Origin of the sequence: Streptomyces sp. NBC_00669, assembly GCF_036226785.1 — a bacterium.
Lineage (GTDB): Bacteria > Actinomycetota > Actinomycetes > Streptomycetales > Streptomycetaceae > Actinacidiphila.
The window spans coordinates 4,651,679-4,675,314 of the sequence record NZ_CP109018.1; the positions used below are offsets into that span (position 1 = coordinate 4,651,679).

Below are 23,636 nucleotides of genomic sequence, written 5' to 3' on the forward strand. Positions count from 1 at the left end.
GGGCTGTCCGGGCTGTCCGGGCTGTCCGGGCGATTCGGGCCGTCCGGTCAGCGCAGGTCGCGGCGCGGGAGGTCGACGGGGTCGCGTTCGAGAGCAGCGCGTTCGGCGCGTTCGGCGCGGGCGGCGAGGACGCGTTCGATGACGCGGGCCACACCGTCGTCGTCGTTGGACTCGGTGCGGTACGTGGTGGTCGCCAGCACCTGCGGATGGGCGTTGGCGACGGCGTAGGACGTGCCGGCCCAGCTCAGCATCGCCAGGTCGTTCGGCATGTCACCGAAGGCGACCACCTCGGCGGCGGTCACCCCGCGTTCGGCGCAGCACTTGGCCAAGGTGGTGGCCTTGCTGACACCCGTGCCGCTGATCTCCAGCAGGGCGGACTCGCTGGAGCGGGTGACCTCGCCGTGCCCGCCTGCCACCGTGAGCGCGATGGCGAGGAACTCGTCCGGGTCGAGGGAAGGGTGCTTGGCCAGCAGTTTCAGCAGCGGCTGGGCGCGGTCGGCGGCCAGGAGTTCCTCGATGCCCGCGCGGGGCACGGAACTGTCGGCTTCGATCGCCGGATAGTCGGGCTCACGCCGGAAGCCGAAGGTGCGCTCGACCGCGAAGGTCGTACCGGGGACCGCCGCACGCAGCGCGTGCGCGATCGCCAGCGCGTCGTCCTCGGGCAGCGGGAACGCCTCGATCAGCGTGCCGGCCCGCAGGTCGTAGACCGCGGCACCGTTCGCGACGATGGCCATACCGTGCCCGGCGAGGTGCTGGGCGACCACGCCCATCCAGCGCAGGGGGCGGCCGGTGACGAAGAAGACCTCGACGCCTGCGTCCTCGGCGGCGGCCAGGGCGGCGGTCGTCCGCTGCGAGATCGTCTTGTCGTCCCGCAGCAGCGTGCCGTCCAGATCGGTGGCGATCAGCCGCGGTCCGGGGTCGGTGAAGGTCTTTTCGTAAGTCTGTTGGTGGTGCTGCTGGTGGTGCTCGTGCCTGTCGTGCTCGTCGTGCTCGTCGTGCCGGCTCTGTCGGCCGGGTCCGTCGTGCCTGTCGTCCTGCGTGTCCTGCTGGTTCTGCTGCTTGTTCTGCTGGTTGTCGCGCTGGTTCTGCTGGTGGTTCTCGGGCCCGGTCCTGGGGTCCGTGTGGGCCTCGGGCCGGTGGCGGGCGTCGGAAGACTCGGCTGGCTCGGTGGCTGGGGTCACTGCCCCATCCTTCCGCACCGCAACCTTGTCCCGCTCGGTGGTGCGCAGATCCGCTCAGCGGAGCCGCTGGTTCAAGCCGTGGCCGGTGTCCGTCGAGGGGACAACCGCGTTGCCACGAAGGGTTTTTGCGGGTGAATCGGGTCGAACGCGTTCATCGGGTGAAAAGGCGCTGGATCAGGCGGCGCGGGTGAAGAGCTCGCGGGTGGCCTGCGCGGCGCCGGACCGGCTCGGGGCGTTCTCGCGGTGCGACTGGGCACCGAGGTCGGTGGAGGCGGTCGAACCGGTCGAACCGGTCGACGCGGCGGCAGCGGGTGCGCCGGCCGCGGCGGCGAGGGCACCGAGGTCACCGAACTCGTCCAGCCCGTCGGCGGTGCGCAGGCTGCGGGCACTGGGCGAGGTGCCGTGTGCTTCGGCGCCGATCCGCTGCTTCATGGTGGGCGGCAGCGTCCGGCCCCGGCTCCTGCGCACCAGGCGCGACTCGGCCGCACGCGGTGCGGGGATGCGGGCGCCCGCTCCTCGGCGCTTCGGCGGCGCCGGCGGGCCGACCGGGGCCGGCACCGTACTTGTCGGGGCACCCGCCGCCACCTCCGCTCGTGTCCCCACCGCGGCCCGCGCGGTGTTCTCGACGGTGGCGGCGGTGATGTCGGCGGCGACAGCCTGCCGACGGGCCGCGGTGCGGTCCGGAGTGGCGAATCCCAACGCGGCGATGCACTTGAGCAGCACGCTGAGCAGCGCGCCCCAGAACGTCTTGATGTCGGCAGCCATCGACCTCTCGCTTCCTGTTCTCGTCATGCGGTGAACTGACTAATCCGATGATGCGGAAACGAGCACACAATGCGTGGAGCCGCACCTCGGGTTCGGCGATATTCACATCAACGCCACCCGGATGGTGCAACCACGGCATTCCGGACCAGGGTCCGGGAGGCGGGCGCCCTGCCCGCACAGCCCTTGTCCCAGGCCGCCGACGACGGCTCCGACCAGGTTTTTCGGCGAGCCCGACACGACGTTCACCCGCCCGGCACACCGGCACCGAAGATCCGGGCCCGGACCCTCGCCGGTTGCCCACCGGCGGCGCCGTATCCGCCCGCTCCCAGGGAGATCCAGGGCGGGCCTCGTACTTACCGGATCGGATCGATCCCCACCCGTAGGCTCTGCCGCATGAGCATGCGCCTGAGCACTGTGATTCTGCCGATCTACCGCTGGACCGAGGGTCGGAAGGTGTGGGAGGGGGCGGAGGAGCTGGGGTTCCACGCGGCCTACACCTATGACCACCTGTCGTGGCGGACGTTCCGGGACGGGCCCTGGTACGGGGCGATCCCGACGTTGACCGCTGCCGCCGGGGTGACGTCGACGATCCGGCTCGGCACGATGGTGACCTCGCCGAACTTCCGGCATCCGGTGACGCTCGCGAAGGAGCTGATGACGCTCGACGACGTCAGCGACGGGCGGGTGACGTTGGGGATCGGGTCCGGCGGGACCGGGTTCGACGCGCTGGTGCTGGGGCAGGAGGAGTGGTCGCCGCGCGAACGGGCGGACCGGTTCGCGGAGTTCGTGGAACTGCTCGACCGGCTGCTCACCCAGGGCGACATCACCTTCGGGGGCAGCTACTACTCCGCCGTCGAGGCGCGGAACATCCCCGGCTGCGTGCAGACGCCGCGGCTGCCGTTCGCGGTGGCGGCCACCGGACCACGGGGCATGCGGCTGGCTGCGAAGTACGGCCAGGCGTGGGTGACCACGGGTGACCCGGCGCTTTACGAGACGGGGACGCCGGAGGAGTCGCTGGCGGCGATCCGCGGCCAGATCGAGCGGCTCGGCTCGGCGCTGCGGGACGCCGCCCGCGAGCCGGCCGGCGTGCCCAAGGTGCTGCTGACCGGCTTCACTCCGGACCGGGCCGCTCCGTTCAGCTCGCTGGACGCCTTCGTGGACTTCGCCGGGCGGCACGCCGAGGCCGGGATCGACGAGATCGTCGTGCACTGGCCGATCCCGGACTCCGACTTCGGCTACGACCATGCGATCTTCGAGCAGATCGCGATCGAGGCACCGGGTCAGCTCGGCTGAGCCGCCCGCCGCGCGTGCCGACCGGACCGCCACCACCGCGGCACGTGGCGGCCCGACGTCGTGCCGTGGAGCCCGGGACGGCGCCGCACCGCTCGCGTCATGGAGCGGCGGGTCGGTCGGCCAGCGCGTCCATCCGGCGGGCGGCCACCTCGCGGTCGGCGGCGGCGACGACGAACGCCTGGACCCGGTCGGCCCCCACCAGCTCCTGTACGGCGGCGACGGTGGGCGCGGGCAGCGGTACGAGTACGGACAGGGGCGACGGGGGCGTGGACGAGGGCGCCGCCGAAGGCACGGTGCCGGCGGAGGGCGCGGGCGCGGTGACCTCGGGCGCGGTGACCTCGGGCGCGGTGGCCTCGCGCGTCGCCCCTTCCGCGCTGCTCCCGCGCCCCGCTTCCGCCCCGGACCCGGGCGGCTCCTGCTCGGCCGGCGGCGTGAACGCGGCCGCGTCTCCCAGATGGCGCCGGATGTGCTCGGTGGCCCGCAACCGCATCGCTCGGGCCAGCTCGGCGTCGACGGTCTGCTGGGCGAGCGGGCGCAGCCGCCGGATGAGGTCGGTGGCCTCGGCGGCCTCCTCGTCGGTCGGCGGGTGCTGGAGGAAGCGCTGGAAGACGTACTCCGTGGTGAACTCCAGGAACCGCTCCGAGATGTGTTCGACATGGCCGCGCACCTCGCGCAGATGCCCGGTGATCGCGGCCAGCGGCACCCCTGCACGGTGCAGTTCGGCAGCGACGGCCAGCTCGCTGGGGCTCGGCGCCAGGAATTCGTCGTCGTGTCCGGGCACTGCCTCCAGGACACCCAGCCGCAGCGCCTCCTCAACCGCCGTCAGGTCCATCACGCCGCCGAACGCCTCGGTCAGCTCGGCCAGCGCTATCCGGGCCGGTGCCTCGTCGGACCACGGCCGGTCCACCTCGCCGACCAGTCCGAGTACGCCGCCGAGCCCGGTGCCCGCGTCCCAGGCGGCGAGCAACTCCTTGATGCTCGCCAGCGTGTAGCCGCGCTCCAGCAGGTCGGCGATCTGCCGCAGCCGGGCCAGATGGGTGTCGTCGTAGACATTGGCCCGGCCCTGCCGCTCCGGTTTGGGCAGCAGGCCGCGGTCGGTGTACGCCCGGATCGTGCGGACCGTGGTGCCACTGAGGTGGGACAGGTCCTCGATCCGGTAGGCGCGCTGCTCTTCCGCGGTGGTCACGGACTTGCTCCTCGCTGGTCTGCTGTACGGGGGTCAGGAGGCGACGGCCGGCCCTTCCGCCGCCCCGCCGCCGGCGGACGTCCTGGGCTGGACGGCCTGCGCGGCGGGGGACACCGCCAGGTACTCCACCGCTTTGCTCAACGATCCCTCCTGCGACGGATGGTACGACCGCCGCAGGTAGCGGGGCATGGCCCCGTGCAGCGAGGCCCAGGAGGGGACCAGGCCGCGGCGGGCGGCGGCGCGGTGGTCCTTGAAGCGGTAGCGGCCCCGGTCCAGCTGCGGGTCGTGGCGCAGCAGATAGCGGGCACCGGCCACCCACAGGTAGAACAGCGTGGGCCAGGCCAGCGCCATGCCCTCGGCGCGGCGCAGGTAGCGCACCGCGCCCTTGCCGCCCGCGTGCTGGTACATGTCGAAGGCGACCGAACGGTGTTCGACCTCCTCGGCGCCGTGCCAGCGCAGCAGGTCGAGCATCACCTCGTCGCTGTCCGCGCCGTCCAGCGCGTCCGCGTCCAGAATCCAGTCGCCGAGCACCGCGGTGAAGTGCTCGATCGCGGCTATCAGCGACAGCCGGAAACGCAGCCACTCGCGGCGCGGCACCGGCAGGCCCCACGGCGGGCGCTCGCCCAGCATCACGTCGAACATCCACTCCACATGGCGGGTGTACGCCTCGGTGTCGAGTCGCTGCTCGGCCAGGTGCTCCAGCACATACGCGTGCTGGACGCTGTGGGTGGCCTCCTGGCCCATGAAGCCCTTCACGTCCTTGAGCAACCGCTCGTCCGTGACCAGGGGCAGCGCTTCCTTGAACACCTTCACGAACCACCGCTCGCCCGCGGGCAGCAGCAGATGCAGCACGTTGATGACGTGGGTCGCCGTCGGCTCGCCCGGAATCCAGTGCAGCGGGGTCTGCTTCCAGTCGAACGTGACCCGACGGGGCTTGATCGCGTGGCTCACGGGTGTGGCCTCCTTACGGGGTTCTGCGGGTGGGGATCGGGACGGACGAGGACGGCGACGTGGGCAGGGGCCCGGCCGGGCTGACGGGCAGCCGGCTACATCGGCGGATCGACCCGGGCGAGCGCGCGCAACGCGCCCGGGGACATCCGCGACAGCAGCCGCGCACCGCGCGCCTCGGGTGTGACCGGGACGACCGCGGTGTCCCGGCGCACCGCGCGCACCACGGCTCGGGCGACCTTCTCCGGCGGGTAGTTGCGCAAGGCGTACAGCTTGGCGCTCTTGGCGCGGCGCCGCTCCTGCTCCTCGTCGCTGACGCCCGTGTGCCGTGCGCTGCCGGTGATCGCGGTGTTGACCAGGCCGGGGCAGATCGCGCTCACCCCGATTCCGTGCGGGGCGAGTTCGGCCCGCAGGCACTCGCTGAGCATCAGCACGGCGGCCTTCGAGGTGCTGTACGCGGGCAGGGCGCGGGAGGGCTGGAAGGCGGCGGCCGACGCGGTGTTGACGATGTGGCCCCCCTGGCCGCGCTCGGCCATCTGGCGGCCGAAGAGCCGGCAGCCGTGGATGACGCCCCACAAGTTGACGTCAAGTACCTGCTTCCAGTCCTCCGGGGTGGTGTCGAGAAAGGCGCCGGCCAGCCCGATTCCCGCGTTGTTGACCACCACGTCGGGCACTCCGCGCAGGTCGGCGGTGCGGGCGGCGAACTTCTCCATCGCGTCGGCGTCCGCGACGTCGACCACCTCGGGCCAGGCGTCGGGCGCGCCGGCCCGGCGGGCGGCCGCCGCGGTCGAGGCGGCGCCCTCCGCGTCCCGGTCCACCGCGACCACCCGTGCACCGGCCTCGGCGAAGGCGAGCGCGGTCGCCTTCCCGATGCCGCTGCCGGCGCCCGTGACCACCACCAGTTGCCCGGCGAACCGCTCGCGTGCGGCCGGCAGGCCCCGGCCGAGCACGGTCCGCACGGCGGGGCCCGGTCCAGCGTCGTCGAGAGCGGCCTCACCCTCGGTGGCGGCCACGAAATCAGTGATCCAGCGGGCCAGTTGGTCCGGCCGGGACCGCGGCACCCAGTGCTTGGCCGGCAGGGTGCGGCGGGTCAGCTGAGGCACCCAGCGGTCGAGGTCGTCGTAGAGCCGCTCGGACAGGAAGGCGTCGCGGGTGGGGGTGATCAGCAGGACCGGGACGTGGGCGACGGGGTCGGGGCGCGGGTGGCCGAGCCGGCGCCGGATGTTGTCGCGGTAGAGCCAGGCGCCGTGCGCGGCGTCCTGCGGGAGGGAGGCGGTCGGATAGCCGTCGGAGGGGACCTTCTCGGCCCGGGCGAGCATCTTGGGCCACTGCTTGCCGAGCGGTCCCCGCCAGGCCAGCTCGGGCAGCACGGGGGTGTGCAGGGCGCCGACGTACCACGACTTGGCTCCCTGGCCGAGGAGTTGGGCGACGCGGCGCGGGGTGGGGCGGTGCAGGCGGCGGTTGATCCAGTGGCCGAAGTGGTCGAGGCTCGGGCCGGAGATCGAGGTGAAGGAGGCGATCCGGCCCTCGGCGGCGGGCACGGTGGCGAACTCCCAGCCCTGCACGGAGCCCCAGTCGTGGCCGACCAGGTGCACCGGGCGGTCCGGGCTGACCGCGCGGACGACCGCGAGGAAGTCCTCGGTCAGCTTCTCCAGGGTGAAGCCGCCCCTGAGCGGGCTCGGCGCGGAGGAGCGGCCGTGCCCCCGCACGTCGTAGCTCACCACGTGGAAGCGGTCGGAGAGCCGCTCGGCGACCGGCGACCAGACCTCCTTGTTGTCCGGATAGCCGTGCACCAGCACCACGGTCGGCGGGCCGCCGGGCGCGGCGGCCGCACCGCGCTCGGTCACGCACAGCCGCACGCCGCCGGCGCCGGTCACGAACCGCTCCCGCACCGGGCCGCCCGCCTGCTCGGCGCCGTCCGACTCCGTGTCAAGGCTCGCGTCCGCGTCAGCGCCCGCTGCCCGGCCCGCGTCCTCCGCGCCGCTCCCGCCGTCCGTCCCGCCCGTTCCGTCCGTCCCACCCATGCCGTCCACGCCGTCACCGCCCCCAGCACCGATCAACACTGTCAGTGATCAATGTGACATCGACCGATGGCAGCGTCAAGACCTCCGACCCCGACCCGTAGGCACTTTCATCCGATCGGGTGCCGACCCCTACGGGTGGTCAGCCGTGAGTCGTACACGAAGCACCGCCCCGCGGGCGACGCGAGGGCCTCGCGTTTACCACTACGGTCGAGCCGTGACTGTGATCGCTACCGAGAGCCTGAGCAAGCGGTACCCGAGGGTGACCGCGCTCGACCGGCTGACCGTGGACATCACGCCCGGTGTGACCGGGCTGGTGGGCGCCAACGGAGCCGGCAAGTCGACCCTGATCAAGATCCTGCTGGGACTCGCCCCGGCCTCCGAGGGCCGTGCCACCGTGCTCGGCCGCGACGTGGCCACGGACGGTGCCGAGATCAGGGCCCTGGTGGGCTACATGCCCGAGCACGACTGCCTCCCGCCGGACGTCTCGGCGACCGAGTTCGTGGTGCACATGGCCCGCATGTCGGGTCTGCCGCCCACCGCGGCCCGCGAACGCACCGCCGACACGCTGCGGCACGTCGGCCTGTACGAGGAGCGCTACCGCCCGATGGGCGGCTACTCCACGGGCATGAAGCAGCGCGTCAAACTCGCCCAGGCGCTGGTGCACGACCCCGAGCTGGTGCTGCTCGACGAGCCGACCAACGGCCTCGACCCGGTCGGCCGCGACGACATGCTCGGCCTGATCCGCCGCGTGCACAGCGACTTCGGCATCTCGGTGCTCGTCACCTCGCACCTGCTCGGGGAGTTGGAGCGCACCAGCGACCACATCGTCGTCATCGACGGCGGCAAGCTGCTGCGGGCCTCTTCCACCAGCGACTTCACCCAGACCACCGGCTCTCTCGCCGTCGAGGTCACCGATCGCGAGGACGACCTGCTCGCCGCGCTGACCGGCGCGGGGCTGACCGCCCAGGGCGCCGGCCACCTGCTGATGGTCGACATCGCGGGCGACGAGACGTACGACACCGTCCGCGACGCGGTGGCCGTCCTCGGCGTCGGCCTGGTCCGCATGGAACAGCGCCGCCACCGGATCGCCGAACTCTTCGCGGACACGGACGCCGCCACCGACACCGACGCGCACGCACCCGTCCCCGCGGGCACAGGAAGGAACGCCCGGTGACCCAGCCCGACCTGACGCCCACGGACGTCATCCACGACATCGGCTACCGGTCGTACGACGGACCCCGCCTCGGCCGCGCCTACGCCCGCAAGTCGCTCTACGTGCAGAGCCTGCGCGGCGCGTACGGCCTCGGCCGCAGCGCCAAGTCCAAGGTGCTGCCGATGCTGCTGCTCGGCGTGATGTGCCTGCCGGCACTGATCCTCGTCGCGGTCACGATCGTCACGAACCGCAACGACCTGCCGCTCCAGTACACCCGCTACGCGATCGTGCTCCAGGCGGTCATCACGCTCTTCGTCGCCTCCCAGGCACCCCAGGCCGTCTCGCGCGACCTGCGCTTCAAGACCACCCCGCTGTACTTCTCGCGGCCGATCGAGGCCGTCGACTACGTGGCCGCGAAGTTCGCCGCGCTGGCCTCGGCGCTGTTCCTGCTGACCGCGCTCCCCCTGCTGATCCTCTACATCGGCGCGCTGCTGGCGAAGCTCAGCTTCGGCCACCAGACCGCCGGGTTTGCGAAGGGCCTGGTGTCCATAGCCGTCCTGTCCCTGCTGTTCGCCGGCATCGGGCTGGTGATCGCGGCCGTCACCCCGCGCCGGGGCTTCGGAGTCGCCGCGGTGATCACCCTGTTCGTGATCACCTACGGCGCCGTCTCCGCGGTGCAGGGCGTCGCGTTCAACCAGGAGAAGTGGCACGTCATCGGCTGGCTCGGGCTGTTCTCGCCGATCACCCTGATCGACGGCTTCCAGACCTGGTTCCTGGACGCCACCTCCGCCTTCCCGCACGCGGCGGGACCGCCCGACGCGGTGGCCGGGATCGCGTATCTGCTGGTCATCATGGCGATCCTGGCGGGCAGCTTCGGGCTGCTGATGCGCCGCTACCAGAAGGCGGGCCTTTCATGACCACCATCGGCATCAACACGGTCTCCCGCTGGTTCGGCAACGTGGTGGCGGTCAACGACATCACCATGACCATCGGCCCGGGCGTCACCGGACTGCTGGGCCCCAACGGCGCGGGCAAGTCCACGCTCATCAACATGATGGCCGGCTTCCTCGCCCCCTCCGGCGGCAGCGTCACCCTCGACGGCGCCGTCATCTGGCGCAACGAGCAGGCGTACCGCGAGATCGGCATCGTGCCCGAACGCGAGTCGATGTACGACTTCCTGACCGCACGCGAGTTCGTCGTCGCCAACGCCGAACTGCACGGCCTGGCCGACCCCGGCGCCGCCGCCCAGCGCGCCCTGGCCACGGTGGAGATGGAGTACGCCCAGGACCGGCGGATCGAGACCTACAGCAAGGGCATGAGGCAGCGCGCCAAGATGGCGTCGGCGCTGGTGCACGACCCGTCGGTGCTGCTGCTCGACGAGCCGTTCAACGGCATGGACCCGCGCCAGCGGCTGCACCTGATGGACCTGCTGCGCGCCATGGGCGCGGACGGCAGGACCGTGCTGTTCTCCTCGCACATCCTGGAGGAGGTCGAGCAACTCGCCCACCACATCGAGGTCGTGGTGGCCGGACGGCACGCCGCCTCCGGCGACTTCCGCAAGATCCGCCGGCTGATGACCGACCGCCCGCACCGCTACCTCGTACGCTCCAGCGACGACCGCGCGCTCGCCTCCGCGCTCATCGCGCACGGCTCCACCGCGGGCATCGAACTGGACCGTACCGAGCGGGCCCTGCGCATCCAGGCGATCGACTTCGCCGGCTTCACCGAGTACTTGCCGAGGATCGCCCGCGACCACGGCATCCGGCTGTACGCGGTCTCGCCGTCCGACGAGTCGTTGGAAAGCGTGTTTTCCTACCTGGTCACGGCGTAAGGAACGACCGACATGTCCACCACCTCCGCGCTCCCCGACGCGCCCGCCGCCAAGCCGGCGGCCCCCCGCACCGGCGGTCCGGTGTTCTACCACCCCACCGTGGCCAGGCTCACCTACCGCGCGCTGCTCGGCCGCCGCCGCGCCCTGCTGCTGTTCGGGCTGCCCGCGCTGCTGCTGGTCATCTGCGCCGCCGTGCGCGCCCTGGCCGGCGCCGACGACGGCACCGCCAACGACATACTCCAGGGCTTCGCGCTCAGCTCCATGCTGCCGCTGCTCGGCGTCATCGCCGGCACCGGCGCGATCGGCCCCGAGATCGACGACGGTGCCATCGTCTACCTGCTCGCCAAGCCGATCAGGCGCTCCACGATCATCTGCACCAAGCTGCTCGTCGCCATCGGCGTCACCCTCGTCTTCTCCGCGATCCCCACCCTGCTCGCGGGTTACCTGCTCAACGCCAACGGCCAGAACATCGCGGTGGCCTACGGCATCGCCACCGCGGTCGCGTCCGTCGCCTACTCGGCGATCTTCCTGCTGCTCGGGGTGTTCACCCGGCACGCGGTCGTCGTCGGCCTGGTCTACGCGCTGGTGTGGGAGACGGTGATCGGCAACCTCGTGTCCGGCGCCCAGACGCTCAGCGTGCAGCAGTGGGCGCTCGCTGTCGGGGCGAAGGCCGCGCACGGCGACCTGGTCAGCTCGGCGGTGTCGCTGCCGACCGGGATCATCCTGCTGATCGTGGTCACGGTCGCGGCCACCTGGTACGCGGCGCGCCGGCTGAGCACCCTGAAGCCGGTGGGCGACGAGTAAGGCGCCGAACGCACCCGCCCTGCCAGTGCGTCCATCCGGCGGCTCACAGCGAACCGTCCGAGACTGGAGGGGATGGCCCAGGACTCCTCGCACAGCACCCCGCCGCCTCAGCGCCGCGCCGCCGGATCGGTCGCCCCGTGCCACCGGGTCACACCCGGCGACGCGGGGCGCGCTGCTGTCGCCTGGGTCCGCTCCACCCCGGGCACGCACATCTGGCTTCTGATCATCCTGCTCACCAGCGGGATCGCCGCGCTGCTGCCGGCGGACGTGCGCTCGCACGTACTCCACCAGGTCAGCACCAACCTGGTGGAGCTGCGGGCGCACCCGATCCGGGTGCTGATCGCCAGCGCGCTGTGGATACAGAGCCCGTCCGGTCTCGCCGTGTACGTGGTGCTCTTCGAGGTGGTGCACGCCACCGCGGAACGCTGGCTCGGCACCGCGCGCTGGCTGGCGACCGCAGCCTTCGCGCACGTGGGCGCCACCCTGCTCAGCCAGAAGGCGGTCTTCCTCGACATCCGGGACAACCGCCTGCCGCACTCCCTGGCGTACACCGTGGACATCGGGGTCAGCTACGGCCTCGCCGGGGTCGCCGGGGTTCTCACCTACCGGCTGCCGCGCCGCGTCCGCCGGCCCTACGCGGTGGCGCTGCTCGGCTTCTTCGGCTACCGCCTGGTGGCCGGTGACACCTTCACCGACCTCGGCCACTTCACGGCGGTGCTGATCGGCCTGTGCTGCTACGCCCTGACGCCGCTGCCGCCCACCCCTGCCGCGCACGCTCCGGTATCCGACGGCGGTACGACCGACGGCGGTACGGCCGACGGAAGGGCGGCCGGGTGGGAGGACGGCCGCCGGGACCGCCGGTAGGCCCTCCCGGCAATCCCCCTGCGTACGGACCCGAGCCGCGTGCCTCAGGAGGCGGCGGCGCCCATGAGCCGCTCCAGAACCACCGCGATGCCGTCCTCGTCGTTGGAGAGCGTGATCTCGTCGGCCACGGCCTTGAGGTCGGGGTGGGCGTTGGCCATCGCCACGCTGTGCCCGGCCCAGCGGAACATCGGCACGTCGTTGGGCATGTCGCCGAAGGCGATGGTCTGCGCCGCGGTGACGCCCAGCCGCCGGGCGGCCAGCGACAGCCCGGTCGCCTTGGTGAGACCGAGCGGCAGCAGTTCCACGATGCCCTGGCCGGCCATGACGACGCCCACCATGTCGCCGGCGACCGCGCGGGCCGCCTCGGCGAGCGCGTCGTCGTCGAGTTCGTGGTGCTGGATGTAGAGCTTGTTGATGGGCTCGGCCCACAGCACGTCGGTGCCGGTCATGTGGATGACCGGGAGTTCGGGGTTGTAGATGTACCCGTTGCCGACCAGCACCTCGCCGTCGAGGCCGTCCCGGCTGGCCGCCAGGGCGACCGGGCCGACCTCCGCCTCGATCTTGGCCAGTGCCACCGCGGCGAGCTTGCGGTCCAGCGTCACGGAGGTGAGCAGCCGGCCCGTGCCCGCGTCGTACACCTGCGCGCCCTGGCCGCAGACGGCGAGTCCCTGGTAGCCGAGGTCGTCCAGGACATGCCGCGTCCAGGGCACCGAGCGGCCGGTGACGATGATGTGTGCCGCGCCCGCGGCGGTCACCGCGGCGAGCGCGGCGCGGGACCGCCGCGAGACGGTGCCGTCCTCGCGCAGCAGGGTGCCGTCCAGGTCGGTGGCGACCAGCTGGTACGGCAGCGGCCCCGTGGCGGAGCCGCCGGCCGTACCCGGCTCGGAGGCGGTCACTTGGCGGCGGGGTTCGCGCCGGTGGCCGGGGGTTCCAGGATGTCGCGCCCGCCCAGGTACGGCCGCAGGACCTCGGGCACCCGGACCGAGCCGTCGGCCTGCTGGTGGTTCTCCAGCAGGGCGACGATGGTGCGGGTCACCGCGCACAGGGTGCCGTTGAGGGTGGCCAGCGGCCGGGTGCCGTCGCTGTCGCGCATCCGGATGCCGAGCCGCCGGGCCTGGAACTGCGTGGTGTTGGAGGTGGAGGTCAGCTCGCGGTACTTGCCCTGGGTCGGAATCCACGCCTCGCAGTCGAACTTGCGCGACGCCGAGGAGCCCAGGTCGCCCGAGGCCAGCTCGATCACCTGGAACGGCAGCTCCAGCGACGTCAGCCACTGCTTCTCCCACGCCAGCAACCGCTGGTGCTCGGCCTCGGCCTCCTCCGGCGTGGTGTAGACGAACATCTCGACCTTGTCGAACTGGTGCACCCGGAAGATGCCGCGGGTGTCCTTGCCGTACGAGCCGGCCTCCCGCCGGTAGCAGGCGGAGAAGCCCGCGTAGCGCAGCGGCAGCCTGGACGCCTCGATGATCTCGTCCATGTGGTAGGCGGCGAGCGGGACCTCGGAGGTGCCGACCAGGTAGAGGTCGTCCTTCTCCAGGTAGTACACGTCGTCCTCGACCTGGCCCAGGTAACCGGTGCCCGCCATGGCGGCGGGCCTTACCAGGTTCGGGGTGAGCACCGGGGTGAAGCCCGCGGCGGTGGCCTGCGCGATGGCGGCGTTGACCAGGGCCAGCTCCAGCAGCGCGCCGATGCCGGTGAGGTAGTAGAAGCGCGAGCCGGACACCTTGGCACCGCGGTCGGTGTCGATGGCGCCGAGCAGCTCGCCCAGCTCCAGGTGGTCCTTGGGGGTGAAGCCCTCGGCGGAGAAGTCCCGGGGGGTGCCGACGGTCTCGATGACGACGAAGTCCTCCTCGCCGCCGATCGGGACATCCGGGTGCACCACGTTGCCCAGGCGCAGCAGAAGCTGCTGGGCCTGCTCGGCGGCCTCCTGCTGCTCGGCGTCCGCGGACTTGACCGAGTCGGCCAGTTCCTTGGTGCGCTTGAGCAGCTCGGCCCGCTCGTCGCCCTGCGCCTTGGAGACCAGCCGGCCGAGTTGCTTCTGCTCGGCGCGCAGCTCGTCGAAGCGGGTACTGGAGGACCTGCGCCGCTCGTCGGCGGAGAGCAGCGCGTCGACGAGCGCGACGTCCTCTCCACGGGCGCGCTGCGAGGCGCGCACTCGGTCGGGGTCCTCACGAAGCAGACGAAGGTCAATCACGGTCCACAGGCTACCGGGCGGCGGTCGGATGCGGCGACAACTTAAAGGCGTGATGCGAGAAATGTCCGGTTCGCTGGAAAAGCGAAAGAAGGGGGAGAAGATGGTGATAACGTCGTTCGTCAACGCAATTCCGACCATCCCTCCCCGGGGTCAGCCGGCCTGTGGAGAACCGGAGTTGATCCACAGCGAAGGGTGGCGCCAGGGGCCTTCCCGGCCCCTCTCGGGCCGAGTTATCCACAGGGAGTGGGGAAATCCCGGCCGGTTGTCCACAGGGTGTGGGGAAGATCTGTGGAGAAGTGGCGAGATCATTTCCCGGGCTCTGTGTTCGGCTATGGATTCCCCGCGCAAACCCGTTCCACACTCCCTTTCGAGTGAGATGCGTTCCCCCGGGAGGATGGCGAGGGGGATTTGGGGTGACGCGGGGTGAGGTGTCGCACTCCGGGGCGACCTGGTGTCTGTGTACCAATTTGTCGACTTGGTCGGCTTCCTCTGTCGACTTGTCCCCAGTTACCCACAGGCCGTGCGCCGATCCTGTGGATAACTCGGTGGACAACTCGCAAGATGGCTGGTGGGCAAAGCCAAGGCGAACGCCAGGTGACCGGGTCGGCGGTCACCTTCCGTCATGTCAGGGCCTGGGTTTTGGCGGCGGGCCTGCCTCAGGCGCGCCCGTCGAGCGCCCGGTTCAGCCAGTCCGCGGCCTTGCTGAACTCCTCGTCGCTCGCGCCGCGGCGTACCTCCGGCGCGATCTCGTCGGCCCGCGGGTACGACCCGAGCAGCCGCACCTTCAGGCAGCGCCGGTGCAGCCCGAGCAGCGTCTCGCTCACCCGCCGGTCGGTCAGGTGGCCCTCGGCGTCCACCGAGAAGCAGTACTGCCCCAGGCCCTCACCGGTCGGCCGGGACTCGATCCGCATCAGGTTCACCCCGCGGATCGCGAACTCCTGGAGCAGGTCGAGCAGCGCGCCGGGGTGGTCGTCGCGCAGCCAGAACACCGCCGACGTCTTGTCCGCGCCGGTGGGCGCCGCCAGCCGGGCCGGCTTGCCGACCAGCACGAAGCGGGTGGTCGCGTTCGAGGCGTCGTGGATCTCGGTGGCCAGCGGTTCGAGGCCGTACGTCGGGGCGGCGAACTCGCCGGCGAAGGCGCCGTCGTAGCGGGACTCCTGGACCAGCCGGGCGCCGTCCGCGTTCGAGGCCGCCGACTCCCACACCGCGTCCGGAAGGTGCTTCGACAGCCACTGCCTGACCTGCACCTGGGCGGCCGGGTGGCCGGTCACCGTCTTCACGTCCGACAGCTTCGTGCCCGGCCGGACCAGCAGGGCGAACGCGATCGGCAGCAGCACCTCGCGGTAGATCATCAGCGGGGCGCCGAACGCCAGCTCGTCGAGGGTGGTGGTGATGCCGCCCTCCACCGAGTTCTCGATCGGCACCAGCGCGCCGCCCGCCTCACCAGTGCGTACCGCGTCCAGCGCGGCGGCCACCGACACCATCGGGACCAGCTCGCGGGTGGCGGACTCGGGCAGCGTGCGCAGCGCCGCCTCGGTGAAGGTGCCCTCAGGTCCCAGATACGTGTAACGGCTCGCCGGCGACATGAGTTCAGCCTAACGGCCCACACGGGCGGCCCCGTCCGTCTCGTAAGCTTGTTCGCAAGGCCCCGCACGAACGTACGAGACGCGCGACCGCCCAGCGCCGGGCCCTCGCGCGTCAGCCCTCCCGCCTTGCGGGGCCGGTCCGCCGGCGCGTCAGCTCTCCAGCAGGCGCTGGCCGACGTACTCCCCCTTCCCCGCCCCGCCCGGCACCGCGAAGAGCCCGCTCGTCTCGTGGCGCAGGAAGCGGGACAGCCCGTCGGCGCCGTCGAGCTTGCGCTGGACCGGCACGAAGCCCGTCAGCGGGTCGGCCTGCCAGGCGACGAAGAGCAGCCCGGCGTCCGGGGTGCCGTCGGTGCCGATGCCGTCGTGGTAGGAGAAGGCGCGGCGCAGCATGGCCGCGCCGCTGTTCGACGCGGGGGCGGCCAGCCGGATGTGGGCGTCGCCCGCGATCGCCAGCGACCGGTCCGGGTTGATCTTGTCGAGCTGCACCGGTGTGGTCTCGACGCCGCCGGACAGCGGTGCGCCGTCGGACTTGCGGCGCCCCACCACCCGCTCCTGCTCGGCCACCGACAGGTGGTCCCAGGTGTCCAGCAGCATCCTGATCCGCCGGACGACCGCGTACGAGCCGCCCGCCATCCAGTCGGGAGAGCCGGTCGCCGGCACGAAGATCCGCTTGTCGAAGTCCGGGTCGGACGGCTTGGGGTTGTTGGTGCCGTCGATCTGCCCCATGAGGTTGCGCGGGGTGCGGGGCCGGTCGGTCACACCGGGGGTGCGGTTGAACCCGTTCATCTGCCAGCGCACGGTCGCGGTGCCGCTCGCCGCCTTCTGCAGCACCCGCAGCGCGTGGAAGGCGACCAGTGCGTCGTCGGCGCCGATCTGCACCCACAGGTCGCCGTTGCTGCGCTTGGGGTCGAGGCGGTCCGAGGGGAAGTCGGGCAGCGGCGCCAGCGCGGCCGGCAGCTTCGACGTCAGCCCGGTCCGCCCGAAGAAGCTGCGCCCGAACCCGAAGGTGACGGTCAGCGAGGACGGCCCCGCATCGTCGGCGACCTGGTCGTCGTACGCCGCGGGGGTGGCGGGGCGACCGGCCGCGGTCATCTCCCGCACCGCGTCCGACCAGCGCCGCAGCAGCGCGGCCGCCGCACGGCGGTCCGCGCCGGTCACCAGGTCGAAGGCGGCCAGATGGCCGCGGGCCTGAGCGGGCTGCACGATCCCGGCCTGCCGGGTGCCCTCGAACGGGATGTGCGCCGAGCCGACCGTCGTCAGCGCGGTCGGCTCGTCCCGGGTGCCGGCCGCCACGGCGGCGCCCGCACCGCCGCCGACCACGAGCCCGGCCGCCCCGGCCGCGCCCGCGGTGCCCAGCAGCCGCCGACGGCTGACCCCGGGCCGGGCCGCGTCCTGCTCGGAGCCCTGCCCGGCGCCCTGCCCGGGGTTCTGCTCGGCCGGCCTGCGGACGGCCTGTCCGGCGGTGCGCCCCGCCGACTTGTTCGTGGCACTCACGACGTGACCTTCACATTCTTCGTCTCCGTCACCTCGTCGATGTCCGAGGTGCGGACGGTGACCGACATCTGCCAGGTGCCGGGCAGCGGCAACTGCGCCGCGCTCGCCGTCCACTTGCCGGTGCCCACGTGCGTGAGCGTGATCGGGATCGGGCCGAGGTTCTGTGCGGGCAGCGTGAACGCCAGCCGCACCTCGGGCACGTCGACCGGGGTGCCGGCCGCGCCGTTGATCACCAACTGCACCTGGTTGGGGGTCGCGGCCCGCCCGGGGGTCACCGTGACCTCCGCGGTGCCCTTCCCCTTCGGGCCGCCGGTGTCGTACGGCACCGTGACCGCGATCCGGCCCTGCCCCGAGGGCGCGGTGCCCGTGCCCGAGGACGCGGACGGTGCGGGTGCCAGGGCCTTCTGCTCCTCCGCGGCCCGCCCCGGCTGGGAGCCGGACAGGATCGTGGTCACCCCCAGCAGCACCACGGCCACCGCCGCCTCGGCCAGTACCGAGCGGCGCAGCGCGCCGCGGAAGGGGTCGGCGTCCAGGACCTTCCTGGCCCGCGCCGCGCTACGGGCGGCCTGCTGCCGGCGCAGTTGCGCGGCCCGGGCGTTGTCGGCCCCACCCGCGCCGCCGCTTCCGGACGCCGCACCCGCCTTGGCGTCCGCGGTCGCGGCGGTCCCGTCCGTACGGTCCGTGGCCGCCGCCACCGGCTCGCGTACGCCCTGCGCCACCACGGTGCCGGCCGAGGCCGTGGCCGCCGCGGAAGCGGAAGCCGTGGTCGAAGCCGACGCCGAAGCGGAGCCCGAAGCCGAAGCCGAAGCCGTGGCCGGTGCCTGCCCGAGCCGCGCGGTCCAGCGCCGGGAGAACCAGGCGATGGCCACCAGCGCGCACACCAGCCCGATCTTGATCAGCAGCGTCCGCCCGTAGGAGGTGTCGGTGAAGGCCCGCCAACTGCCCATCTGCCGCCACGCCTGGTAGACGCCGGTGCCGACCAGCAGCGTGATCGCGGTGAGCCCGACCAGCGAGAAGCGGCGCACCGCGTACGCCTCGATCGGGCGGCTCGCGACCGAGGGCGCCCACAGCGCGGTCAGCAAGGTGATCAGACCGCCCAGCCAGACCGCCATGGACAGCAGGTGGACCACGTCGACCGGCATCGCGACCTGGTGCTGGATACCCACCGAGGCGTGCTCGGCCATCGCCCAGGTCGCCGCGATGCCGACCGCGATCACGGTGCCGCCGATGCCCAGCCCCCAGGCGAGGTCCGCGCGTTCCTCCGGGTCCTCCCGTCTGGCGTACGACCCGAACAGCACCGCCAGGAACACCGCGGCGGCCGCGAGCAGCAGCAGCCGGGACAGCAGCGCCGCCCCGGGTCTGGTCTGGAGCTGGTCGCGCATCACCCCGAGGTCGAGCGCCTGCCCGAGCCCCTTGCCGTTGACGTACGGCCCGCGCAGCAGCAGCAACGCGATGGTGGAGGCGGCCATCGCCACCCAGCCGGTCGCCGCGATCCGCTGGAGCGGGCGCAGCAGCGCGCCGCGCGGCCAGCACACCGAGAGGAACACCGAGGCGCCGACCAGCAGCGCGAAGCCGGCGTACGCGACGTAGCGGCCGACGCCGTACAGCGTGCCGGCCGCGCCGCCGCCGCGTGCCGCGACGCCGGACAGGTCGACGTCCGTCCTGGAGGGGGCGCCGATGGAGAAGGTGAAGGCGCCGGCGACGGGGTGGCTGTCCTGGGAGATCGCCCGCCAGGCCACGGTGTAGGTGCCGTCGCCCAGGCCCGGTTTGAGGGCGACGGTCGAGGTGGCGCCGGAGTCCTTGCCCTGGGCGTGGCCCGGGGTGCCGACGGCGACGTCGGTGCCGTGCGGGTCGAGCACCCGCAGCGAGTCGTCGGACAGCAGCACGCCCTCGGAGTAGGTGAGCACCACCCGCTGCGGCGCCGTCTTGACCACCGACCCGTCGGCCGGGTCGGTACGGATCAGGGCGGCGTGCGCCGAGGCGGGCACCGCCGTGCCGAGCAGCAGCCCGACCAGCGCGCCGAGCCCCACGAGCAGCGCCGCCGCGCGCCGCGGCCAGGACCAGGCCGCCCGCGCCGCGAGCGGACGCGTCCCGACCCGACGCCACCGCGACCCGGTTGGCCGGGCGCCCGGTTGCCGTACGTACGACCGTGTGTCCATCGGCTGTTCAGCCTCCTGGGTGGTACGTCGTCGGACGCACCGGCACGGTGACGGTCACCGTCGCCGGGGTGGCGTGCGCGAAGTGCAGGGTGAGCGTCACCTTGTCGCCCACCGCCGGCTTGTGGGTGAGGTCCTCCAGCATCACGTGGTTGCCGCCGGTGCTCAGCGTGAGCTTGCCGCCGGCCGGCACGGGCAGGGACATCACCTGCTGCATGGTGTCGCCGGCGGTGCGGTGCAGGGTGGCGTGCGCGGCCAGAGCGCTGGTCACGGAGGTGAGTTGGGCCGCGGTGCCGCCGGTGTTGGTGACGGTGAAGTACGCGGCGGCCATGTCGGTCAGCAGCGGCTGCGGTATGTACCCACCGGTCACCGCGAGTTCGGCGGGGCTCGCGGACCTGGCGCCGGCCGCGGCGGCGGAGGCGTCCGCGGAACCCGTGGAGCCCGGCGAACCCGCCGAGGACGAGCAGCCGGTGAGCGCGATGGTGCCGCCGGTCGCCACTGCGGCGAGGGCCACCAGCGCGGCCGCGCCGGCCCGGGTGCGCCGCCCGGCGGACCTGGTCGCGGTCACGACTTCTCACTCCTGATGATCTTCGGCAGCTCGCGCGTGTACTGGTCCGCGGTGGTACCGGACATGTACACCACGTGCGCCTTGTTGTCCTTGGGCCAGAAGCCCAGCACCTCGGCGCCGTGGGTGACGGTGATGCTGCCGTCCTTCTCCTTCACCGGCGGGTCGATGCCGACGCCGAGCGAGCGGGCGGCGGCCTGGATCGTGCTGAACTTGCCGGTCAGGCCGATGAAGCTCTTGTCGATCGCGCCGAGCCAGGCGTTCAGCCGGGCCGGGGTGTCGCGGTCGGGGTCGGAGGTGACGAAGACCACCTGGAGCTTGGCCTGATCGGCCGGGGACAGCTTCGACTTGGCCAGCGCGATGTCGCTCATGGTGGTCGGGCACACGTCGGGGCAGTGCGTGTAGCCGAAGTAGAGCAGCACGGGATGCCCGGCGGTCTGCTTGACCAGGTCGAACGACTTGCCGTGGTTGTCGGTCAGCACCAGGGAGGGCTTGGCGAACGGCGAGTCCAGGGCGACGCCCGGTCCCTGCGAGGCATGGGTCGACACGACCGCGGCGGCGTTCGAACCGCTGCCGGACGACGAACCCCCGCACGCGGTGAGCAGGAGAGCGGCCGACGCGGTCACGGCGACTGCGCCGAGTTTGACGGTGGTGCGCATGAGAGAAGTTCCTGTTCGCGAGTGCTCGAAGGGGCCGGGCGGCCGCGGTCCTATGGTGCGCGCACCGCGACCGCCCGGCGGAGGCCGGTCAGGCCGAGGGCGCGGAGGGGCCGTCGGAGGCGCCGCCCGCGGCACCCGTGGACGAGGAACCCGCGGACGAGGCACCAGGTACCCCGGCGCCGGTCGCGGGCGTACGCCGCCGGCCGCCGTACACGCCGAAGCCGACGCCGATCACGCCGACCACGATCCCGGCCATGCCCAGGGCGCGAGCGGTGTCGTCGCTGCTGCTCGCCGACGCGGTGGTGGTCGCCGCGCCCTTGCCGCCGGCCGGCGGGGCGGCCGCGGGGCTGCCGGTCGTGGCGGGAGCGGCGCCGGAGTCGCTGCCCGCCGCGGTGAGCTTCAGGGTCGGTGCCGGGTTCTGCGGCTCGGGCTGCCCGGCCTGCGGGATCTCGATCCACCGCACCACGTTGCCGTCGCTGTAGGTCTGGAGCGCCTTGAACGACAGCGAGTCGGCGTTGTCCGGCAACGGCCCGAAGGAGACCGGGAACTGCTGGAACTGCCCCGGCTCGATCTTGCCGCCGGTCCAGGTGATCTTGGTGACGGCCGAGGTGACGGTGCCGTCGTCGGTCTTCAGCGGGGTGGTCAGCTTGGCCGTGGTGACCTTCGCCGTCCAGCCCGGCACGGGCTGGATCGACACCGAGGCGATCGGGTGGTCGGTCGGGAGGTTCACCTCCAGCTTGACGGTGGAGGCGTTGTCCTCCTCGCACGGCACCTTGAACGCGACGGTGCTGTAGCTGCCCTTGGCGGCCGAGCCCGGCTGCACGGTGACATGGGCGAAGGCGGGTACGGCGGCCAGCAGGACGGCGGAGCCGGCGAGCGCGGCGACGGTTGCGGCACGGCCGCGCATACGGGAACTGCTCATGGCAGGGGTATCTCCACGATGAAGTGGTGCGCTGACGGTGGACCGCGCACGGCAATGTGCGCGGGGGGACGCGGGCAGCCCGCCCCGGACCCGCACGCGTACCCGTACCGGGGACCCCGGCCGTACGCGTGCGCGTACGGGCGTGTGATGCGGGGGACCGTCAGGGGTACGAGGGGTGCTGGTGGGAGGGCGGCCGGGCGACCCGCGCGTCCGTCGGCGCTCCCGGTGGGGAGCCGACGCCGCGTCAGGCCGCCAGTGCGACCACCGGAGGACCGCGCCTGGCCAGGCAGTGCCGCAGCCAGACGGTACGGTGCCGGGCCGGCGCCGACCACATGGCGCCCCGTATCGGGCGGCGGGCGCAGGGCACGGCGGCGGCGAGCGCCGCCAGCAGGACGCAGGCCCGGCGCAGCGCGGACGGCGCCAGCGAGGTCAGCCCCGCGGCGCCGCGCACCGACAGCCGGACCAGCCGCCACAGCGCGGCCTCACCGCGGCGCAGCAGCAACCCGGCGACCACGGCGGCCAGCAGGTGGCCGAGCAGCATGGGACCGGAGAACATCGACAGCAGCATGCAGGGCAGCGACGCGTGGGCGCCGTGCGCGCCGGAGGAGCCGGCGAGCGTCGACATCCCCGGCATCAGCACGTCCCGCGGCTGCGTGGTGCCGCCGACCGCGGCGGGGTCGATCCCGGCCCGCAGCACGATCTGCCGCGCGGCCCCCGGGGAGAGCGCGGAGCTGCTGCCACCGCCGCCGCACACCAGGCGGGCGGCGACGGCGATCAGCTCGTTCGTGGAGCCGCTCCGGGAGGAGCCGGTGACGGAGGCGCACATCTGCCCGGTGCTGAACACCGTGTGCAGGGCGAGTTGTCCGACGGCGAGCAGCGCGGTGATGCCCGGCAGGCCGCGCTCCCGGCCCGCCAGCGGCGCGACGACCGCGAAGGCCGCGAGCCAGCCGAGCGCCAGGGAGCCGACCGGAACCGCACGACCCGATGCCATGGCGTGCCCGATCGCGGCGAGCAGCACGCAGACCGCGGTGAACACCGCGGTCCGCAGCAGTCGCATCCCGGCGCCCGCGCGCACGGTGGGCGCGGGTCGGCAGGAGACGGAGGAAGGCGCAGCCATGACGGCGGTCATCATCTCACTGCCCGGTTCGCCCGCCTACGGCGCCCTTGCCGCCGCCCGCCCGCCGGGACCGCGCCGGGACGCTGTCGGCACGCCGCCGATGACCCGCCGACGCCCTGTCGACGACCCGCCGCGGACCCTGCTCGGGACGCCACCGGCGGGGCGATCCGGTACGCCGTACGGCCGTTGCCCGGGTCGTCCGCGGCGGCGCCCGTCGGCGCCGGCGGTCTTGACAGCCGCGCCCCCTACACCGCCGCGTGCGGCTCCCGCATCCGCCGAATGAGCGGCATCACGTCAACATCACGCTTACGCCCGGGCTTTCGCGGCAATACGTAACCGTATGTCGAGCCGCAGCCAGGAGGCTGGAGCATGAGCATCTGGTGGTCACTCCATTTGCGGCGCGAGGCTGCGAGCGTTCCGCTGGCCAGGAGACTGCTGCTGGGGACCATGGAGACGGCCGGGGTCGATCCCGACATCTCCTTCGATCTCTCGGTGGCCCTCTCCGAGGCGTGTGCGAACGCCGTGGAACACGCCGGTTCTGCCACGGGCTACAGCGTCACCGCCCAGATCGACGGCGACTGCTGCCGTATCGAGGTCGCCGACTCCGGGCCGGGCCTGCCCCACGACCACTTCCGCCTGCCGGCCCGGGCGCTGACCTTGCGGGGCCAGCAGGCCGAGCACGGCCGCGGACTGTTCCTGATCGAAGCCCTCGTCGACCATGTGCAGTTCCACGACCGCCCGGGGCACGGCACGGTCGTGGCGTTCGACAAGATGCTCAAGTGGCGGGAGGACGCCCTGCTCAAGGCGTCCTGACCCGTCGCCGAAGCATCCGTCCCACAGCGCCTGTCCCACAGCGCTCGGCCCGAAGCGTCGGGCCCCCTGCGTCCGGCCCGCAGC

21 protein-coding genes are annotated in these 23,636 nt (G+C 72.7%); 7 read left to right on the forward strand and 14 right to left on the reverse strand.

The window, feature by feature from the left end:
- Window positions 1-47: 47 nt before the first annotated feature.
- Window positions 48-905 (reverse strand): Cof-type HAD-IIB family hydrolase, encoded by an 858-nt coding sequence (locus tag OG896_RS19300; protein WP_329374136.1) that lies wholly within the window; start codon window positions 903-905, stop codon window positions 48-50.
- A gap of 450 nt (window positions 906-1,355) precedes the next feature.
- Window positions 1,356-1,946 carry a DUF6344 domain-containing protein gene (locus OG896_RS19305; RefSeq protein WP_329367067.1) on the reverse strand — a complete coding sequence of 197 codons (591 nt, stop codon included), beginning with the start codon at window positions 1,944-1,946 and terminating at the stop codon, window positions 1,356-1,358.
- Window positions 1,947-2,339: 393 nt separating this feature from the next.
- Here OG896_RS19305 and OG896_RS19310 point away from each other — a divergent pair, with 393 nt between their 5' ends.
- Window positions 2,340-3,239, forward strand: coding sequence for an LLM class flavin-dependent oxidoreductase (locus OG896_RS19310; RefSeq protein WP_329367069.1), 900 nt, complete (start codon window positions 2,340-2,342; stop codon window positions 3,237-3,239).
- Window positions 3,240-3,336: 97 nt separating this feature from the next.
- Here the strand turns inward: OG896_RS19310 and OG896_RS19315 are convergent, their stop codons facing one another.
- The 3 genes from OG896_RS19315 to OG896_RS19325 form a co-directional block, all read right to left on the reverse strand.
- Complete coding sequence (locus tag OG896_RS19315; RefSeq protein WP_329367071.1) at window positions 3,337-4,425, reverse strand: MerR family transcriptional regulator; 1,089 nt, start codon at window positions 4,423-4,425, stop codon at window positions 3,337-3,339.
- A 33-nt stretch (window positions 4,426-4,458) separates the two neighbouring features.
- Window positions 4,459-5,376: a metal-dependent hydrolase gene (locus tag OG896_RS19320; RefSeq protein WP_329367072.1), complete on the reverse strand. Its 918-nt coding sequence runs from the start codon at window positions 5,374-5,376 to the stop codon at window positions 4,459-4,461.
- Between the two features lie 95 nt (window positions 5,377-5,471).
- Window positions 5,472-7,397: an SDR family oxidoreductase gene (locus OG896_RS19325; RefSeq protein WP_329374138.1), complete on the reverse strand. Its 1,926-nt coding sequence runs from the start codon at window positions 7,395-7,397 to the stop codon at window positions 5,472-5,474.
- A 214-nt stretch (window positions 7,398-7,611) separates the two neighbouring features.
- Here OG896_RS19325 and OG896_RS19330 point away from each other — a divergent pair, with 214 nt between their 5' ends.
- The 5 genes from OG896_RS19330 (at window position 7,612) to OG896_RS19350 (ending at window position 12,049) form a co-directional block, all read left to right on the forward strand.
- Entirely contained in the window at window positions 7,612-8,571 is a 960-nt protein-coding gene (locus OG896_RS19330) for an ABC transporter ATP-binding protein (RefSeq protein ID WP_329367074.1), read from the forward strand.
- Window positions 8,568-9,467 (forward strand): ABC transporter permease, encoded by a 900-nt coding sequence (locus tag OG896_RS19335; protein WP_329367076.1) that lies wholly within the window; start codon window positions 8,568-8,570, stop codon window positions 9,465-9,467. The genes OG896_RS19330 and OG896_RS19335 overlap by 4 nt, the downstream gene beginning before the upstream one ends.
- The gene (locus tag OG896_RS19340) at window positions 9,464-10,381 is read left to right on the forward strand and encodes an ABC transporter ATP-binding protein (protein ID WP_329367079.1); all 918 of its coding nucleotides are present in this window, start codon (window positions 9,464-9,466) and stop codon (window positions 10,379-10,381) included. Before OG896_RS19335 ends, OG896_RS19340 begins: the two co-directional genes overlap by 4 nt.
- Before the next feature lie 12 nt (window positions 10,382-10,393).
- A complete protein-coding gene (locus OG896_RS19345) occupies window positions 10,394-11,185 on the forward strand; it encodes an ABC transporter permease (RefSeq protein WP_329367081.1) in 792 nt (263 codons plus the stop codon).
- Between the two features lie 72 nt (window positions 11,186-11,257).
- On the forward strand, window positions 11,258-12,049 hold the full coding sequence (locus tag OG896_RS19350) for a rhomboid-like protein (protein ID WP_329367083.1): 792 nt from the start codon (window positions 11,258-11,260) through the stop codon (window positions 12,047-12,049).
- A gap of 44 nt (window positions 12,050-12,093) precedes the next feature.
- On the opposite strand, the gene OG896_RS19355 is transcribed toward OG896_RS19350, so the two are convergent.
- The 9 genes from OG896_RS19355 to OG896_RS19395 form a co-directional block, all read right to left on the reverse strand.
- Entirely contained in the window at window positions 12,094-12,945 is an 852-nt protein-coding gene (locus tag OG896_RS19355; RefSeq protein WP_329367085.1) for an HAD family hydrolase, read from the reverse strand.
- Window positions 12,942-14,240 (reverse strand): serine--tRNA ligase, encoded by a 1,299-nt coding sequence (gene serS / locus OG896_RS19360; protein ID WP_329367087.1) that lies wholly within the window; start codon window positions 14,238-14,240, stop codon window positions 12,942-12,944. The genes OG896_RS19355 and serS overlap by 4 nt, the downstream gene beginning before the upstream one ends.
- A gap of 656 nt (window positions 14,241-14,896) precedes the next feature.
- Window positions 14,897-15,826, reverse strand: a complete 930-nt coding sequence (pheA, locus tag OG896_RS19365) for a prephenate dehydratase (protein ID WP_329367089.1) — start codon at window positions 15,824-15,826, stop codon at window positions 14,897-14,899.
- 150 nt (window positions 15,827-15,976) lie between these two features.
- Window positions 15,977-17,320 carry an iron uptake transporter deferrochelatase/peroxidase subunit gene (gene efeB / locus OG896_RS19370; RefSeq protein ID WP_443057087.1) on the reverse strand — a complete coding sequence of 448 codons (1,344 nt, stop codon included), beginning with the start codon at window positions 17,318-17,320 and terminating at the stop codon, window positions 15,977-15,979.
- The gene (locus OG896_RS19375; RefSeq protein WP_329367091.1) at window positions 17,317-19,479 is read right to left on the reverse strand and encodes a copper resistance protein CopC; all 2,163 of its coding nucleotides are present in this window, start codon (window positions 19,477-19,479) and stop codon (window positions 17,317-17,319) included. Before OG896_RS19375 ends, efeB begins: the two co-directional genes overlap by 4 nt.
- Window positions 19,480-19,486: 7 nt before the next feature.
- The gene (locus OG896_RS19380; RefSeq protein ID WP_329367093.1) at window positions 19,487-20,044 is read right to left on the reverse strand and encodes a copper chaperone PCu(A)C; all 558 of its coding nucleotides are present in this window, start codon (window positions 20,042-20,044) and stop codon (window positions 19,487-19,489) included.
- Window positions 20,041-20,700, reverse strand: a complete 660-nt coding sequence (locus OG896_RS19385; protein WP_329367096.1) for an SCO family protein — start codon at window positions 20,698-20,700, stop codon at window positions 20,041-20,043. Before OG896_RS19385 ends, OG896_RS19380 begins: the two co-directional genes overlap by 4 nt.
- An 88-nt stretch (window positions 20,701-20,788) precedes the next feature.
- Entirely contained in the window at window positions 20,789-21,622 is an 834-nt protein-coding gene (locus tag OG896_RS19390; protein WP_329367098.1) for a YcnI family copper-binding membrane protein, read from the reverse strand.
- 244 nt (window positions 21,623-21,866) lie between these two features.
- A complete protein-coding gene (locus tag OG896_RS19395; RefSeq protein WP_329367099.1) occupies window positions 21,867-22,739 on the reverse strand; it encodes a hypothetical protein in 873 nt (290 codons plus the stop codon).
- Between the two features lie 369 nt (window positions 22,740-23,108).
- Between OG896_RS19395 and OG896_RS19400 the strand changes: the two genes are divergently transcribed.
- A complete protein-coding gene (locus tag OG896_RS19400; RefSeq protein ID WP_329367100.1) occupies window positions 23,109-23,552 on the forward strand; it encodes an ATP-binding protein in 444 nt (147 codons plus the stop codon).
- The last annotated feature ends 84 nt before the right edge of the window (window positions 23,553-23,636 follow it).